This window comes from Desulfobaculum sp. SPO524 (assembly GCF_044987625.1).
In the GTDB taxonomy this organism is placed as follows: domain Bacteria; phylum Desulfobacterota; class Desulfovibrionia; order Desulfovibrionales; family Desulfovibrionaceae; genus Desulfobaculum.
This window is the reverse complement of the sequence record NZ_JBJDSB010000001.1, coordinates 700,237-716,465: the sequence shown is the minus strand read 5'-3', so window position 1 is coordinate 716,465 and position 16,229 is coordinate 700,237. Positions and strand designations below refer to the sequence as shown.

The following is a 16,229-nucleotide window of genomic DNA, read 5'->3' as shown; positions in this document are numbered from 1 at the left end:
TCACCGCGCACCGCCGCGAATGAACGAGAATTCAAAAGGGAGGCTCCTTAAAAGGAGTCTCCCTTTTTTGCGTCTTGTGGGGGATGTGGCTGAGGGAGGTGGTTTGGCAGGGGCTTTTTTTGCCTCTGGCAGGTTAAGGACTACCGTCCTTAACAATCCTGCGTGCGCACGTGCCGGTTGCCTTTATCTATGGAGGTCGTCACCCCTGACGGCTCTCGTCCGCGTGGATGGGGGCGATTGTATTGGGGGGTGTTGGTGGTTCGGCCCAAGCGGTGAGAATCCCTGTTGGGGATGTGTACGAAGAAAAAGGGAGAAGGCAAAAGGACCCGCCCGCCCACCCCTATTTTTCGGGCGGCTTCCGCCCGAAAAATTCTGGGGATTCTCAAGGGAATCATTCCCTTGAGCAGCTCTGCTATCTTGATCTCTAAGCCCCTTCTTCCTTTCAGGTCGAACGAGCTAAGAGCTCAAGCCGCCGGAGGCCCTCTTATTCTCCCTCTTCCTACTCTTCTTTCACCTCATGAATCCGGGCTGTGCCGTCGGTGAGTTCGGTGATGTGATCTTGCAGGGCTTGGGCGTTGTCTTTGGGGAGGGTGAGGGTGAAGGCGGCGTCTCTGGCGTAGGTTTCGTTGTCTATGGTTGCTTCGAAGGTAGGCAGGGCGCGTTTGAAGAGGGTGATGTGTTTGTAGTCGATGCTGATGCACAGGCGCAGGGCTTCGAAGCGCCGGGTTGTGGGCAGGGAGTCGAGGGCGAGTTGCACCATGCTGGAGTAGGCGCGTACGAGGCCGCCGGTGCCGAGTTTGATGCCGCCGAAGTAGCGGGTGACCACGGCGGCTATTTCGCCGACGCCGGAGTGCATGAGCACGTTCAGCATGGGCCGTCCTGCGGTGCCGGAGGGTTCGCCGTCGTCGGAGCAGCCAACGAAGGCGGAGTCGCCGGCGGGTCCGGCGTTGAAGGCCCAGCAGTTGTGGTTGGCGTCTGGGTGTTGAGCTTTGATGTCGGCGATGAAGGCGCGGGCTTCGTCCACGGTGGTCACGTGGGCGATGGTGGTGATGAAGCGGCTGCGCTTGATGGAATCCTCGGCGCTGTGGCGGGGGATGGCGGGTATGGCGTATTCCTGTGACATGGGTGGATGCATACCGGGATGTGCGCGGAAGTGCAATCGGCGGCGCGTGTGGCTTTGACGAGTGCGGCTCACCTGGGCTAACGAGGCAGGATGAAGAACGAACGATGCATCACAGCGTGTACATTGGACTGTCCCGATACGTGTTCTCTTGTGGCGCAGCGGGACGAGGACGGGGCGATACGGCTCCGGGGCAATCCTGATCACCCTTTTACGCGCGGCTTTATGTGCAGCAAAACGCAGCGCTTTGGCGAGCGCCTGACGCACGGCGAGCGTATTACGCAGCCATTGGTCCGCGAGGGCGGCAATTATTGGCCTGTGACGTGGGATGAAGTGTTTTCGCTTATTGCCCGGCGTGTGAATAAGCTGCGGCGAACGCCGGAATCCATCCTGCATGTGCGGGGCTTTGGCTACCGCGGCGTGCTGGCGGATGCATCGAAGTATTTTTTCCGCTCGCTTGGGGCGTCGGCCACCAGTGGTTCTGTGTGTGATGAAGCGGGCATTGCCGCGTGCGAGCAGGACTTTGGCGAGCTGGCGCAGAATGCGCCGGATGACCTGCTGCGTGCCCGGCGCATTGTGAACTGGGGGCGTGATTTGTCGCGCAGTTCGGTGCACCTGGCGGCGTTGGTACGTCAGGCGAAAAAGGGCGGCGCGCAGGTGCTGACCATTTCACCGGGCGGCGATGGCAACGCGGATTTTTCTGATGCGTTGGTGCGCATCCGTCCGGGGACGGACCGCTTCCTTGCGGCGGCGCTGTGCAAGGGGCTGATGGAGCAGGGCGTGGACGCGGCGGTGGCGCGCCGGTGCGCCAATCTGGACGCCCTGTCGCGCGGGCTGGAGCGCTGGACCGTGGCGGAATTGCTGGCGCGGTGCGAAGTTACGCCCAGCGACTACGCGGAGCTGCTGCGGTGGTATGCGGAGGACGGACCCACGGCAATGCTGATCGGCTGGGGCCTGCAGCGCTACGTGCACGGCGGCGAGAATGTGCGGTTTATTAACGCGGTAGCCTTGCTCTCGGGGAATATCGGCGTGTCCGGGGGCGGGAGCTACTATGGCATTTCCTCCAGCAGAAATTTTGTGAAGTGGGCGAAGGACGCGGGAACCCCATCGCGTAATCTGCCCATCCACGACCTTGGCCGCGCCATCCTGCGGGCGGACCCGCCTGTGGAAATGATATGGGTGGACGGCATGAACCCCGTGAACCAGATTCCGGCTGGCGACATCCTTGAGGAAGCGTTCGGCAAGTGCGGGTTTGTTGTTGTGGTGGAGTCGTTCTTTACGGACACGGCGCTGCGGGCGGATGTGATTCTGCCGTGCGCGCTGATGATGGAGCGCGAGGACGTGGTTGGCTCGTCCATGCACAACTACGTGAACTGGTCGGCCAAATGCTTTGACCCGCCGGGAGAGGCGCGGTGCGACTGGGACATCTATGCCGAGCTTGGCCGCAGGTTGGAGCAGCCCATCCACCTGCCGGACCCGGAAGAGGTTCTGAAAACGGCGCTGGATTCGCCTTCTCTTGGTGTGACGCCGGAGACGTTGCGTGAGCGCGGCTTTGTTGAAGGGCAGTGGCCCAGGGTCGCGTTTGAGGGGCTGGAGTTCAGCCACGCGGACGGCCTGTACCGCTTCCCCGAGCATCTGCACGAGGAACCGGAGGCGGACGCGGCGTACCCCAGCCAGTTGCTGACGCTGGTCAGCAAGCGCGCCATCCACTCACAGATTCCCTTTGACGAGGACCCGGAAGCTCCGGAAGCGTTCGTCTCGCCGCAGAGTCCGGAACTGCGGGGGCTGGATCTGGAGCGGCAGGTGTACGTGGCCACGGCGCGTGGCCGCGTGGCCGTGCGCGTGCGGCTGGATGAAAGCCTGCATCCGGGGGTGATTGTGGTGCGTCGCGGCGGCTGGATGCGCCACCAGCGGTGCCTGAATCCGCTTATTACGCCGAGTGAAACCGACCTTGGCGGCGGCACGGCCTACTACAGCCAACGCGTGCGGCTGGAGAATTAGCGCGGCGCGGCTCCGCCGTACGGTGATGCCAAAGGGCGGTCCTTCCTGCGGGAGGGGCCGCCCTCTTTGCTGGGACAGGGCGGCGCGTCAAGTCGACACAAGATTCAAGATATGAAGAGGCGCGCCGATGCAGGGGACGGGCTAGGCCCGGTGGGCAAGGTTGCCTTCGCCGGTTTGGCGTTCGCCAAGGGGCAGACGGATGATGAAGCACGCGCCGTGGCCTGGCTCGGAGCGCACGTGGAATTCGCCGCCGTGGTTCTGGGTGATGATGAAGTACGACACGGACAGGCCAAGGCCTGTGCCCACTCCCGGCGGCTTGGTCGTGTAGAACGGTTCAAAGATGCGCTTTTGCAGGGCGGCGTCCATGCCGGGGCCGTTGTCCTCTATTTCTATAACGGCCATGGTGCGTTCCTTTTTGGTGCGCACGGTAATTTGGGGCGGCGCGCCGTTGGTGCCGTGGATGGCCATGGCCTGGGTGGCATTGCGGAGAATGTTCAGCAGAACCTGCTCGATTTCGGTGCGGATGCAGACCACCTCAGGCAGGCCGTCGGCGTGCTCGCGCACGATGTCCACTTTGCGGAAGTCGTACTTCTTCTTCATGTCGTAGTCGTTGGCGGCAAGCTCGATGGTGTCGGCAACGATGTCCTCCAGCCGTGTGGGGAGCATGCGCGATTCGCTCTTGTGGCTAAAGTCCAGCATGTTGGAGACGATGCGCGCGGCGCGCTTTCCTGCATCGCGGATGCCGGTGAGCATGCGGAAGATTTTGCGGCGTTCCATATACTCGCGCACGGTGTCCAGCGTGGTTCCGGATTCGTCCGCCGCACGGATGTTGGCGGGCAGGTCCGGCGATAGGCGGCGCTCGACGTTTTGCACGCCTTGGAGGATGGCCCCAAGGGGATTGTTGATTTCGTGCGCCATGCCTGCGGCCAAGCCGCCAACGGAGAGCATCTTCTCCGTCTGGATCATCATTTCCTCAATGCGGACGCGGTCTGTGACGTCGTCCACGCGGATGACCGCGCCGGCCTCGCGGCTGGAGAGCAAGGGATAGATGGCGACATCCTCGTAGCATTCTTCGCCATCCACGGTGTGAGGGCGACGGCGCATGACATAGGGCGAACCTTCGTTGATGGCGGCAAGGACGTTGCTCATCTCCGGCGCAAGGCGGGGGAGTACGTCGGCAAGGGGGGAGCCGATGGCCTGCATGGGGGAGAGGCCTGTGTCGTCCGTGGCGCGGCGGTTCCACTGGTTGACGACGCCCTCTGGCGTCACGCTGACGAGGATGGAGGGCATGGAGTCGAAGACGCTGGTCAGGCGCTGTTGCAGGCGTTTTGCTTCCTGCTCGGCCTTGCGGCGGTCGGCTATTTCGTTACGCAGGGCGGCGTTGCGCTCGCGCAGTTCGGAGTTTTTGGCGTCGATTTCCTCGTACGAGGCCGCAAGCTGGTCGGACATATGGTTAAACGCCGTGCCCAGCTCGCCGATTTCATCGTTGCTGGTGATGGCGACACGGTGGCTAAAGTCCCCCCGGCGCATCTCGTCAATGGCGTCGCGCAGGTCGTGGATGGGGTGGATGATGGTGCGGATCATGCTGAGGTTGAGGACGATAACCATCACAACCAATATGCCGGAGATGAGGAGCAGGATGTTGCGGTGCGCGGCGGCAAGGGCGGTTTCCACCTCCTGCAGGGAGTAGGTGAGCGCAATGACGCCAAGGCTGGTGCCAATGATGCGGATGTCGCGCGCAAAGTATAACGCGCTGGTGTCCTGCCACTGCGTGCGGCGGGTGAAGGCGCTGTTTTGGACCTTGATAAGGTCCTCGGCGGGCAGCTTGTTCACGCCGCTGCGTTCGGGTTGGTGCGTGCTGACAAGAAGTTGCCCGGATGCATCGAAGATGGAGACCTCCAGCATTCCAGGTACTTCGAGAATTTGGTTGATGCGCAGGTCCAGCGCCCGGATGCGGCCTTCAAAAAGTTCGTTGGCGAGGGGTTCCAAATCGCGTTGGACGAGGGTTTCCAGCAGCAGGGTGACGTTTTCGATGGTGGTGGCGATGCGTTTGTTGTTGAGGTCGGTGAGCACGGCTGTGGAGACCACAGCGATGAAGACCACGGTGGCGGCGATGGTGATGTTGAGTTTGTTCTTTAACGTCAGCCGCATGGATTGGTCCGGTGTGCTCAGGGTTTCTTGGGGGGGATACTCTTTATGTACTCTATCGTTTTATTGCGCCCCACGCCAAGCAGAACGGCGCCTTTGATGGGACTGCCGTGGCTGCTGAAGGTGATGGGACCGGTGGCCCCGGGGTAGGCGATGGTGGAGGCGAGGGCGCGGCGGATGGCTGCTGGGTCGCAGCTGCCGGCGCGGCGGACGGCATCGGCAAACAGGCCTACGGCATCATAGGTGAGAATGTGCGCGCCGTTGATGCGGGCGGCGGCCTTCGCACCGCGCGCGGCGGTAAAGCGCGCCAGCATGGCCCGGCTGGCCGGAATGGGCACCTGTGTATGCCAGTGCGAGATAAAATAATGCCGCCGGGAAAGGTCCGTGCTGAAAGTGCTTGATTGATAGAGATTGGACCAGCCATCCCCGCCGATGAAGGTGGCGGAAAGCCCCATATCTTCGGCCTGTTTGAGGATGAGGGCCGCGTCGCGCGAGTGGCCGGGGACGAAGACGATGTCTGGGGCGTGGGTTTTGATTGCTTCAAGCTGCGCGGCAAAGTCTGCGGTATCCATGAGGTATTCACCGCGGTGGAGGATGCGTCCCCCGGCGCGTTTGAAGTGGGCGCTGAAGTGCTCCGCCATGCCGGTGCTGTAGGGCGTGCTGATGTTGGTGAGGATGGCGGCGGTTTTTGCCCCAAGGGTGGTACGGGCGACATCGGCGGCAAGGGCGGCCTGGAAGCTGTCCAAAAAGCCCGCCTGAAAGATGAAGTCGCCAATGCGCGATATGCCATCGCTGGTGGCGGCTGCGGCAATCATCGGCACCCCCGCCTTTTGCAGCACGCGGGCCATGGCGTAGGCTTGCGAGCTCCAAAACGGGCCCACCACGGCGCAGACGCCGTCCTGTATGGCGCGCTCTGCGGCGGCGCGGGCGCCAAGGGCGGAGCTGCGGTTGTCGTATTCCAGCAGAACAACGCGCCGGCCAAGCAGGCCGCCCTGATCGTTGATTTCCTCCACGGCGAACCGTGCAAGGGTGTAATTCTGGACATTGGGGTTGGCGGCAAGGCCTGTCTTGGCGAACACGGCGCCCAGCAAAATGGGGTCGTCCTGCGCGGCAAAGGCGGGGCAGGAGAGCGTCAGGAAGACGAACCAAATACACAGAGAGCGCATCAGGGTGTTCCTCTGGTTACGAATCGTTTGAGAGTCCCCGGCTGCGTGGCGGGAACTACTGGGGCGCCCCGTCAAAGCCGGAGAGCGTTTTCTTGTAGATGAGGCGTGTTGGAGTCAGTTTGAGAACGACGGCGTCCTTGTGGGGGCTGCCGTCCTGCATGTAGTCAAAGCGTCCGGTGACGCCGACAAAGTCCGTGGTGGCGGCAAGGGCGTCGCGCACGGCCTTGGGGGCGGTGGTTCCGGCCCGGCCAATGGCGCTGACCAGCAGGTTGAGCGTGTCGTAGGCCAGCACGTTTCCAGCTTCCAGTTCGGTGTCATGCGGCGCATAGGGCGATGCGGCGTAGGCCTTCATAAATGGTTTGTTCTGTGGGAAGGGCGCGTCGGCGTGCCAGTGGGAGATGCAGTAGGCCGTGATGGTGTTGTCGAATTCCAGCGGTAATTTATACATCGGTCCCCACGAGTCGCCGCCAAGGAAAATCTTGGTTATGCCCATGCGTCCGGCCTGTGCGATGGCCGCCGCCGAGTCGCGGGGATAGCCGGGCATAAAGATGACGTCGGCTTCTGTGGCGTTGAGCGCCGAGAGCTGCGGAGTAAAATTACGGGTGGAGGAATGGTACTCGCCGGTGTAGACGATGGAGCCGCCGCCATGCAGAAAGTTGGCGCCAAAGGATTTGGCAAGGCCGATGCTGTACGCGTTGCTGACATTGACGAGAATGGCCGCGCGTCTTGCGCCAAGGTCCTCAAGGGCAAAGCGTGCGGCAACGCGCCCCTGAAAGGCGTCGGTAAAGCAGGCGCGGAAGATAAAATCGCCGGTTTGCGTAACGGCGTCGGCCGTGGCGGAGGTCGCTACCATGGGAATCTCCGCCCGCTGGAGGATTTGCGCGGCGGCAAGGGCGTGCGAACTCCATGAGGGACCAATAACGCCCGCCACATTGGCCAAGATGGCTTGCTCCGCCATAAGCACGGAGCCAATGGACGTGCTCTGATTGTCCAGCTCAACCAATTCCACAGGACGGCCCAGCACGCCGCCTGCGGCGTTGATGCGAGCCACCCCGAAGCGCAGCGCGCCAAAGCTGGGCAAGTTGCTGATGGCGGCTTGCCCTGTTTTGGCAAGAATAACGCCTATACGGACGGGGTCATGGGCGCAGACATGCGCGGTGGGAAGAAACAAGGCCAAAAGGCACAAAATGATGAAAATGCCGCGCATTGCTGCCCCTTGCTGAAAGGTGAAAGGGGAACCGCCGAGGGCGAGGGGAGGAGGCAAGGTGACGAGGCGCAAAGGGGGGCGTGTTCCAGCCTCCACAATGACAAAGCCACGGCCCGAAGGCAAGGCGCAAGCCCGCCCGAGGGCGAAAAGCCGTGCGCAGCAGGCGTTGGCGGGGTATGGAAAATTGCTCGGCGCGGAATTGGCGTGGCGAGGCGCGCCGCTGTAATGGTTTGAATTCAAAGGAGAAAGAGGAAGGGTGTCCAGTAACGCCCCGGCAAAGCGGGTGTTTGTTGCCGGGGGCGTTTTCTGCTACCTCATGGCCGTACACAATCCACCAACGATCACAAATTTTCAGAGATACATATATCGATGTCCGATTTCGTCCATTTGCATTGCCACACGGAGTTCAGTCTTCTTGATGGCGCCATACGCCTCGGCGACTTGTGCTCCAAGGCCATAGAGTTTGGCATGCCCGCTGCCGCGGTGACCGACCACGGCAACATGTTCGCCGCCGCCAAGTTTTTTCAGGAAGCCAAAAAAAAAGGCGTGAAGCCCATCATCGGCTGTGAGGTCTACGTCTCCAAAGGCCCGCACACCAACGTCGAGGGCGCGGACGCCAAAAAGCGCTACCACTTGGTGCTCCTTGCGCAGAACCTTGTGGGCTATCACAATCTGGCCAAAATCGTCTCCGAGGGCTACCTGCGCGGCTTTTATTACAAGCCCCGCGTCAGCCATGAAATCCTCAAAAAGTACAGCGAGGGCATAATTGCCCTGTCCGCCTGCCTGCAGGGCGAGGTGGTCCAGCATGTGCTCAACGAGGGCATGGACAAGGCCATCGAGACGGCGCAGCTGTATGAAAATATTTTCCCCAACCGTTTCTATATTGAACTTCAGGCCAATGGTCTGAAGGAGCAGGACCACGCCAACACCCTGCTGCGCGAATTGGCGGGGCACACCAAGCTGCCGCTGGTGGCCACCAACGACTGCCACTACCTCACCGCGCAGGACCACGAGGCGCACGACATCCTGTTGTGCGTGCAGACCAACGCCTGCGTCAGCGATGAAAAGCGCATGCGCATCAACACGGACAAGCTGTATTTCCGTCCGCCGTCCGAGATGAAGGCCGCCTTTGCGGACTGTCCGGAGGCTATTGAAAATACGGTGCGCATTGCCGAGCAGTGCAACGTGGAAATCCGCATGGGCCAGTACTTCTTCCCTGTGTACGATGTGCCGCCCGGCAAGAGTCTGGACGACCAGATGTGCGACATGGCGCGCGACGGCCTGCGCGAGCGTTTGGAAAACCTGCCCTATGAGGTGGACGAAAAGGTCTATTGGGACCGCCTTGAGATGGAGCTGGGCGTCATCATGGAGATGGGCTTTCCCGGCTACTTCCTCATCGTGCAGGACTTCATCAACTGGGCCAAGCGCAACCGCATTCCCGTTGGTCCGGGCCGTGGGTCGGCGGCGGGGTCCATTGTGGCCTACGCCCTGCGCATCACCAACCTTGACCCCATGCCGTACAACTTGCTGTTCGAGCGCTTCTTGAACATCGAGCGCGTGTCCATGCCTGATATTGACGTGGACTTCTGCGAACGCCGGCGCGGCGAGGTCATCAAGTACGTGGGCGACAAGTACGGCCACGACGCTGTGGCGCAGATTACCACCTTCGGCACCATGAAGGCCAAGGCCGTCATCCGCGACGTGGGCCGCGCCCTTGGCCTGTCCTTCCCCGAGGTCAACGAGATCGCCAAGCTCATCCCCGAAGACCTCAAGATGACCATCGACAAGGCGCTGGACATGGAGCCGGAGCTGCCGGAACGCATGGAGAACGACTCCCGCGTTGCCAAGCTCATTGACATTTCGCGCCGCCTTGAGGGCATGCACCGCCACGCGTCCACCCACGCGGCGGGCGTGGTTATCTCCGACGGTCCCATGTGGGACTACCTGCCGGTGTACAAGGGCAAAAAGGGCGAGGTTGTGGCCCAGTTCGACATGAAAAATGTCGAAAAGGTGGGCCTTGTGAAGTTCGACTTCCTTGGCCTGCGCACCATGACGGTGATTCAGGACGCCGTGGACATCATTGCCGAGCGCGGCAAGGAGCCGCCGGACCTTGATACCCTCGGCCTTGATGACCAGGAGACCTTTGACCTGTACGCCCGCGGCGACACCGACGGCATCTTTCAGGTGGAATCCGACGGCATGCGCAAGTACCTGCGTATGCTGAAGCCCAGCTGTTTTGAGGACGTTATCGCCATGCTCGCTCTGTACCGTCCGGGACCGCTGAGTTCCGGCATGGTTGAGGAGTTCATCAAGCGTAAGCACGGCGAGGTGGAGGTCGTGTATCCCCTGCCGGAGCTGGAGCCGGTGCTGCAGGATACCTACGGCGTCATCGTCTATCAGGAACAGGTCATGAAGATTGCGCAGGTGGTCGCCGGCTACACCCTTGGCGGCGCTGACCTGCTCCGCCGCGCCATGGGGAAAAAGAACGCCGAAGCCATGGCCGAACAGCGCGAAATCTTCAACAAGGGCGCGCTGGAAAAGGGCGTCTCCGCCGAGAAGGCCACCGAAATCTTTGACCTGATGGAAATGTTCGCGGCCTACGGCTTCAACAAGTCGCACTCTGCGGCCTATGCGCTCATCTCCTACCATACGGCCTACCTCAAGGCGCACTACCCGACGGAATTCATGGCCGCCATGATTACCTCGGAAGTGAACAACACGGACAAGGTGCTGAAATACATCGCCTCGTGCCGTGATATGGAAATTGAAGTGCTGCCGCCGGACGTGAACAGCTCCATGCGCCATTTTACCGTGCCGGCCGACGGGCAGGTGCGGTACGGCCTTGCGGGCATCAAAAACGTCGGCGACGAAGCCATCCGCGAGATTGTGGACGCCCGGCAGGAGGGCGGTCCCTTCAAGAGCATGCTGGACCTGTGCGAGCGCGTGAACCTGCGCAAGGTCACCAAGCGCGTGCTGGAAAATCTCATCAAGGCCGGCGCCATGGACGGCTTCGATGTACCGCGCGCCGGCCTTATGGACGCGCTGGACCGGGTGGTCTCCGTGGCGCAGAAAAAGGCCAAGGACAAGAACTCCGGCCAGATGTCCCTGATGGCGGTGGCCGGCATGGAAATGCCCGCTCTGCCCGGCACGGGCATCCATACCGACGGCCCGCCCATTGAGGAGTGGCCCGATGATGAAAAGCTGAAGCTGGAAAAGGACGCCCTCGGCCTTTATCTGTCCAGCCATCCACTACTTTCCTTCCGCCATGAGCTGGCGCGCATGCGCCTGCCCAGCCTGCTTCAGGTGGCGGATTATGGTCCCGGCGCGGAAGTACGCACGGCGTTTTTGGTAACGGGCCGCAAGGAACACATCACCCAAAAGGGCGGCAAGATGGCCTTTTTGGAGGTGGAGGACCTGACCGGCTCGGGCGAGGCCGTGGTCTTTCCCGAGGCGTATGCCAAAAACCGTGAAATGCTGGACTCCGAGCAGCCGCTTCTCTTCATCGGCAAGGTCAGTGACCGCGACGGCGGCCCACAGGAAGAGGAGGGCGTGCCCAAGCGCGCCAAGCTCATCCTTGATGAGGTTAAGCTCCTTGCCGATGCCTTGGCGGGCAATCAGGAGCCAGTGATGCTGGTCATGGAGGCCGAACGCCTTACCGAGGATGGCCGCAAGCGCCTGAAGGACGTGCTGGCGCAGCACACCGGGCGCATCCCTGTGCAGATGCTGCTGCGCGTGGACCAGTACGAGTGCAAGCTCCAGCTCGGTCCCAAGTACAGTGTGACGCCCACCCGTGAATTTTGGAAGGATGTCGAGGCGTTGTAGCCCGGCATTCCCTACGACGAGAAAAAGGAACCAGACGATATGACGACGCAGAAAACTGGCACGTGGCGCCTGACCGTGCGCACGGACTTTGCCGCGGCCCATCAGCTCCGCCACTACGAAGGCAAGTGCGAGCGCATGCACGGCCACAACTTTGGCGTCGAGGCCGTTGTGGAAGGCGGCGCTCTGCAGCCCAAGACCGAAATGCTCATCGATTTCAAGGTGCTCAAGACCATGCTCAAGGAGATTCTCTCCGGGCTGGACCACTGCCACCTGAACGAGCATCCGGCGTTTACCGAGCGCAATCCGTCCTCGGAGAACATCGCCCGCTTTATCTACAAGGAGATGGAGCAGCGCCTTGAGGGCAGCGGCGTGCGCATGAAGAGCATCACCGTCAGCGAAAAGCCCGCCCAGTCCGCGACGTATTTCGAGGAGTAGCCATGCGCCTGCATCTGCAACGTGTGCGAAACGCCAGCGTGGTCGTGGATGGCGAGACCGTGGGTGAGATTGGCGAAGGCCTGCTGGCCCTTGTTGGCCTCAGCCGCGAGGACGGACCGGACCTGCCGGGGACGCGCACCTGGAAGACCATGCTCGGCAAAATGCTGGACCTGCGCATCTTCCCCGACGAGGCGGACAAGCTGAACCTGTCCCTGCGCGATTATGGCGGCGAGATTTTGCTGGTGTCGCAGTTCACCCTGTACGCCGACTGCCGCAAGGGCCGCCGTCCGTCGTTTCACCTTGCGGCGCAGGGTGATAATGCCCTACAGTTGTATGAGCGACTTGTGTCCGATGTGCGCGGCATGCTCCCCGGCAAAGTGCAGGAGGGCCGCTTTGGCGCCATGATGGACGTGAGCCTGACCAACTGGGGACCGGTGACCATTTTGCTGGACAGCGAGGAGTTTTAGAGACGGTCCGGGAGGCCGCATTGGACGAACATACCGGTGGAGATGCCATACGCGTCCTCGTCATTGAGGATGAGGAGGACCTGCGAACATCGCTGCGCGAGATGCTGGCGAACTTCGCCTACGCCGTAGAGGTGGCCGCCGATGGCGTGGAAGGCCTTGTGCGCTACACCGCGTTTCGTCCGCACATCATTTTGCTGGACATGAATATGCCCCGCCTTGATGGGTTTGGGGTTATCCGCCGCATCCGCGAAACCTACGGCGACGACGAGGTCAACATCACCATGATGACCTCGGCCAAGGCGCCGGAAAGTAAGATGCGGGCCTTTGGCTCCGGCGCCAACGACTTTTTGTACAAGCCTTTTGACCGCGCCGAACTTTTGGCCCGCGTGGGCGTTGGCGCGCGGCAAGTGCGCCTGACGCGCCGCCTGCGCCGCGCGCGCGATGAGATGGGGCGCGAAATCGCCCACGTGGCGTCCTTGCAGGAGCGCCTGCTGCCGCAGGGCGACTCCACCGCACATTGCGCCGCCTGCGCGGACCTGCCTGGGGTGCACGTCTCCAATGTGTACCGCCCCTCTGGCCGCGCCAGTGGCGACTATTTTGACTACTTTACCACCCACGACGGCCTGCTGCGCGTGGTGGTGGCGGATGTGTCGGGGCATGGCGCGCGTGCGGCCTTTATCATGGGCATTGTGCGCACGCTGTTTCGCGTTTCGCGCGAGAGCGGGATGACGCTGGAGGACACCTTCGAGCAGATTAACCGCCACCTGTGCGACATCATCGGCAGCGAAGAGGATTTTGTTACGGTTTTGGCCGTGGACCTTGATGTGGAGGGGCAGTCGCTGTCCTATATCAACGCCGGACATTGTCCGGCATTTTTGCGCCACGGCGACAATGTTGACGAGTTGCCCGCCACGGCCAGCGTCCTTGGCTTTTTCCGTACTATGCCCTTTGCCGAGACGCGCCGGGATTTGCCGCCCTCCGGTGGCCTGCTGCTCTACACCGACGGGTTTTATGACTTTGAGGAGCAAGGCGGCGGTTTTTTTGATTTTGATGCCTTTCGTGATGTGGTCCGGTACGTCACGTGCATGCGTGGAGACGTGCCGGAACTGTTGCAGGCGCAGATAGCGCGCCGCAGCGGCAACGCCGCCACATGGCGCGACGACGCCACCGCCCTGTGGGTGGAGTTTGGCGTGCACGGCAAGGAAAAGCTGTTCACCTGCCGCGCGAATCCTGAGGCCTCGCGGGCGTTGGTGAAGGATGCCATGCAGGAGCTTGCCGCTGTTTTGCATGACGGCAGTCTGTTGTATGATATGGAATTGGCGCTGACCGAGGCGTGCGCCAACGTGGTGGAGCACGCCTACTCCGGCGCCGAGCCGGAGGGGGTTGCCGTGAGTGTGCGCATAGACCATGGCTCCGCCGTGGAGATGGACGTGATCGATACCGGCCAAGGATTTGAGCCGTCCGCCAAGGAGGACGTGCCCCAGCCGCAGGCCGAATGCGGGCGGGGGCTGTACATTATGCGCAAGGTCATGGACGAGGTGCGCATTTGCTCCGGTCCGGGCAAGACCCTTGTGACGCTGAGGAAAACCATAGGGAAGGACGCATGGAAAACCTACAGATAGAAAAACGCAACAAGGCCGTGCTGGTGACCTGTTCCGGCGAGATTACCCTTGATGTGACGCCGCGCCTGCGGGAACGCATTGAGGCCGAACTTGGTGGCGGCGGGTACAGCTTCCTTGTGCTGGACCTGTCGGAAGTGCGGTTTATCGACAGCTCCGGCATTGGGTTTTTGGTGGCGCTGTCCACCCGCATTGAGGAGCAGGACAAGTCCTTCTACCTGCTGCGTCCGGGCGCTCAGGTGCTGAAAACACTGGAACTTGTTCAGCTGAAACGCTACTTCAAGATTCTGCGAAGCGACGAGGAACTTGCGGCACTGACCATCTAGCGACACCGGAACCAACAGGCAACGCCTATGCCGTACTATTTGCTGCATCATTTCGACCCAACATTCGACTATCAGAATTTGAAGCCACGGCAGCTTTCCGACGGCAATGTGGATTTCTACAACCTTGGCTACGTGCAAAACGTCCGCACCGGAGACCTGCTTGCCGAGTGGTGCGACGAGCCGCTGGACGACGACTCTGGCGTCATCCAATGCGTGTACGATGAGAAGGTTTTTCCCGCCGGAAAAAACACCGTCGTCGATCCGGAGAATCCGGACAGACTCCTTGCGGCGGCGGATGGTTACGTCTTTTACATGGACGGCTTCATCACCGTAAAGCGCACCCTCAACGTGCGCCGTGACGTTGATTTCCACACAGGCAAGATTTTCTTCCTCGGCAATGTTATCGTGCATGGCAGTGTGCGCTCCGGCTTTGGCGTGCAGGGCGTTAACGTCATGGTGAAGGACATTGTGGAGGGGGCCAGCATCCGCGCGGAGAATTCCATAGTCGCCGAGACGGGCATCAAAGGCGGCGGCAAGGCCGTGCTCCGGGCCAAGAACAATGTGCGCGCGGCCTTTGTGGAGAACGCCCAAATCCTTGCCGGCAAGTGCCTGCTTGTGGACGGCGCGTGTATGCACAGCGACGTCTATTCCGTGGGCCAGCTTGCGGTAAAGGGCATGCTTGTTGGTGGCAAGGCTGTCAGCTCGCGCATCATCTATGTGGAGGACCAGCTTGGTGGCGGTCTGTCCACGGAGACGGTGCTCATTGTGGGCTACGACGCCGCGCTGCTGCACAGGGTGAACGTGCTGCGGCAGAGAATCATTGCCCTGAACGCCAGCATTGAGGAAAGCCGCCTCAAGCTCAAAAAACGCCATAACCTGCGCAGCGGCACGTTCCCCGAACTTGCCAAGCAGGAAGATAAGCTCGAACGGCTCAAGGGGCGCCACCGCGCCGTGTGGAACGACATCAACAAGGTGCGTAATTTGGAGTCGTGCCGGGTGCTTGTGCCCGGCCGTGTGCGCCCGGGGGTGGAAATCAACATCGGCGAAGCGCGGTATGTGGTTCGCGATTATTTGGAAAATGTGTGCTTCCGGTACCGGGACTATGAAGTGATCGTCGAATCGCCAGCATTGCAGAAATAAGGTCTGATCATCAATGGATATAGGAACTCTCCTTGGACTCTTGGCCGGTATGGGCCTCATCGTCGGCTCCATTATGTTTGGGGGCGGCGCAATCGGCGGCTTCCTCGACGTGCCGTCCGTGCTGGTCGTTGTGGGTGGTACCATGGCGACGGCGTTCATCATGTTCCCCATGAAGGTGGTGTTTGGCTCCTTCAAGGTGGCCATGAAGGCCTTTTTCGCCAAAAGTTCCGACGCGTCGGCCATGATTGACCAGTTGGTCATGCTGGCGGAAAAGGCGCGTAAGGAATCCCTTGTGGCACTGGAAAAAGTCGCCATCGAGGATGAATTCATCAAAAAGGGCATCCTGCTGGTGGCCGACGGCACCGAGGAGTCCCTTGTCCGCGCGGTGATGGATACCGAAATTTCGTTCATGAAGCAGCGCCACAGGCAGGGGCAGGGCGTCTTTAAGGGCATGGGCACCATGGCTCCGGCCTTTGGTATGATTGGTACCCTTATCGGTCTGGTGAAAATGCTCCAGAATCTGTCCGACCCGGCCTCCATTGGTCCGGCCATGGCCGTTGCGCTGTTGACGACCTTCTATGGCGCGGTGCTGGCCAACGTGATTTTTTTGCCCATTGCCAAAAAGCTGGAGGAGCGCTCGCAGGAGGAATCGCTGTACATGGAAATTGCCATGGAGGGCGTGATATCCATCCTGCATGGCGAGCACCCGCAGATTGTGCGCGAAAAGCTCCTTGCCTTCCTGTCTCCCGCCATGCGCGGGGCCGATAAGTAGGACGCC

At 61.2% G+C, this 16,229-nt stretch carries 12 protein-coding genes; 8 read left to right on the top strand and 4 right to left on the bottom strand.

All coding sequences use genetic code 11. From position 1 onward, the window contains the following. Positions 1–499: 499 nt before the first annotated feature. Positions 500–1,123 carry a YigZ family protein gene (locus tag ACI3L3_RS03000; protein ID WP_404843613.1) on the bottom strand — a complete coding sequence of 208 codons (624 nt, stop codon included), beginning with the start codon at positions 1,121–1,123 and terminating at the stop codon, positions 500–502. 90 nt (positions 1,124–1,213) lie between these two features. On the opposite strand from ACI3L3_RS03000, the gene ACI3L3_RS02995 reads away from it, so the two are divergent. Beyond that, positions 1,214–3,121 carry a molybdopterin-dependent oxidoreductase gene (locus tag ACI3L3_RS02995; protein ID WP_404843612.1) on the top strand — a complete coding sequence of 636 codons (1,908 nt, stop codon included), beginning with the start codon at positions 1,214–1,216 and terminating at the stop codon, positions 3,119–3,121. A gap of 141 nt (positions 3,122–3,262) precedes the next feature. Here ACI3L3_RS02995 and ACI3L3_RS02990 read toward each other — a convergent pair whose 3' ends face one another. Genes ACI3L3_RS02990 through ACI3L3_RS02980 form a run of 3 tightly spaced genes read right to left on the bottom strand, consistent with a single transcriptional unit; the run spans position 3,263 to position 7,642 of the window. Next, positions 3,263–5,272, bottom strand: a complete 2,010-nt coding sequence (locus ACI3L3_RS02990) for an ATP-binding protein (RefSeq protein WP_404843611.1) — start codon at positions 5,270–5,272, stop codon at positions 3,263–3,265. A 17-nt stretch (positions 5,273–5,289) separates the two neighbouring features. Beyond that, a complete protein-coding gene (locus ACI3L3_RS02985) occupies positions 5,290–6,435 on the bottom strand; it encodes an ABC transporter substrate-binding protein (protein WP_404843610.1) in 1,146 nt (381 codons plus the stop codon). Positions 6,436–6,490: 55 nt separating this feature from the next. Continuing rightward, a complete protein-coding gene (locus tag ACI3L3_RS02980; RefSeq protein WP_404843609.1) occupies positions 6,491–7,642 on the bottom strand; it encodes an ABC transporter substrate-binding protein in 1,152 nt (383 codons plus the stop codon). A 369-nt stretch (positions 7,643–8,011) separates the two neighbouring features. Between ACI3L3_RS02980 and dnaE the strand changes: the two genes are divergently transcribed. The 7 genes from dnaE to ACI3L3_RS02945 are packed head-to-tail and all read left to right on the top strand — an operon-like array spanning position 8,012 to position 16,223. Beyond that, positions 8,012–11,464, top strand: coding sequence for a DNA polymerase III subunit alpha (gene dnaE / locus ACI3L3_RS02975; RefSeq protein ID WP_404843608.1), 3,453 nt, complete (start codon positions 8,012–8,014; stop codon positions 11,462–11,464). 39 nt (positions 11,465–11,503) lie between these two features. Further along, a complete protein-coding gene (queD, locus tag ACI3L3_RS02970) occupies positions 11,504–11,899 on the top strand; it encodes a 6-carboxytetrahydropterin synthase QueD (protein ID WP_404843607.1) in 396 nt (131 codons plus the stop codon). Positions 11,900–11,901: 2 nt separating this feature from the next. Further along, on the top strand, positions 11,902–12,366 hold the full coding sequence (gene dtd, locus ACI3L3_RS02965; RefSeq protein ID WP_404843606.1) for a D-aminoacyl-tRNA deacylase: 465 nt from the start codon (positions 11,902–11,904) through the stop codon (positions 12,364–12,366). A gap of 20 nt (positions 12,367–12,386) precedes the next feature. Next, positions 12,387–13,988, top strand: a complete 1,602-nt coding sequence (locus tag ACI3L3_RS02960) for a SpoIIE family protein phosphatase (RefSeq protein ID WP_404843605.1) — start codon at positions 12,387–12,389, stop codon at positions 13,986–13,988. Next, the gene (locus ACI3L3_RS02955) at positions 13,970–14,311 is read left to right on the top strand and encodes an STAS domain-containing protein (protein ID WP_404843604.1); all 342 of its coding nucleotides are present in this window, start codon (positions 13,970–13,972) and stop codon (positions 14,309–14,311) included. Before ACI3L3_RS02960 ends, ACI3L3_RS02955 begins: the two co-directional genes overlap by 19 nt. A gap of 27 nt (positions 14,312–14,338) precedes the next feature. Next, positions 14,339–15,451 carry a DUF342 domain-containing protein gene (locus ACI3L3_RS02950; RefSeq protein ID WP_404843603.1) on the top strand — a complete coding sequence of 371 codons (1,113 nt, stop codon included), beginning with the start codon at positions 14,339–14,341 and terminating at the stop codon, positions 15,449–15,451. 13 nt (positions 15,452–15,464) lie between these two features. Then, the gene (locus ACI3L3_RS02945) at positions 15,465–16,223 is read left to right on the top strand and encodes a motility protein A (RefSeq protein WP_404843602.1); all 759 of its coding nucleotides are present in this window, start codon (positions 15,465–15,467) and stop codon (positions 16,221–16,223) included. Positions 16,224–16,229: the final 6 nt, after the last annotated feature.

Coding starts and splice junctions, on each gene's coding strand:
- ACI3L3_RS03000 (WP_404843613.1), bottom strand. CDS start 1,123: ATGTCACAGGAATACGCCATACCCGCCATCCCCCGCCACAGCGCCGAG.
- ACI3L3_RS02995 (WP_404843612.1), top strand. CDS start 1,214: ATGAAGAACGAACGATGCATCACAGCGTGTACATTGGACTGTCCCGAT.
- ACI3L3_RS02990 (WP_404843611.1), bottom strand. CDS start 5,272: ATGCGGCTGACGTTAAAGAACAAACTCAACATCACCATCGCCGCCACC.
- ACI3L3_RS02985 (WP_404843610.1), bottom strand. CDS start 6,435: ATGCGCTCTCTGTGTATTTGGTTCGTCTTCCTGACGCTCTCCTGCCCC.
- ACI3L3_RS02980 (WP_404843609.1), bottom strand. CDS start 7,642: ATGCGCGGCATTTTCATCATTTTGTGCCTTTTGGCCTTGTTTCTTCCC.
- dnaE (WP_404843608.1), top strand. CDS start 8,012: ATGTCCGATTTCGTCCATTTGCATTGCCACACGGAGTTCAGTCTTCTT.
- queD (WP_404843607.1), top strand. CDS start 11,504: ATGACGACGCAGAAAACTGGCACGTGGCGCCTGACCGTGCGCACGGAC.
- dtd (WP_404843606.1), top strand. CDS start 11,902: ATGCGCCTGCATCTGCAACGTGTGCGAAACGCCAGCGTGGTCGTGGAT.
- ACI3L3_RS02955 (WP_404843604.1), top strand. CDS start 13,970: ATGGAAAACCTACAGATAGAAAAACGCAACAAGGCCGTGCTGGTGACC.
- ACI3L3_RS02950 (WP_404843603.1), top strand. CDS start 14,339: ATGCCGTACTATTTGCTGCATCATTTCGACCCAACATTCGACTATCAG.
- ACI3L3_RS02945 (WP_404843602.1), top strand. CDS start 15,465: ATGGATATAGGAACTCTCCTTGGACTCTTGGCCGGTATGGGCCTCATC.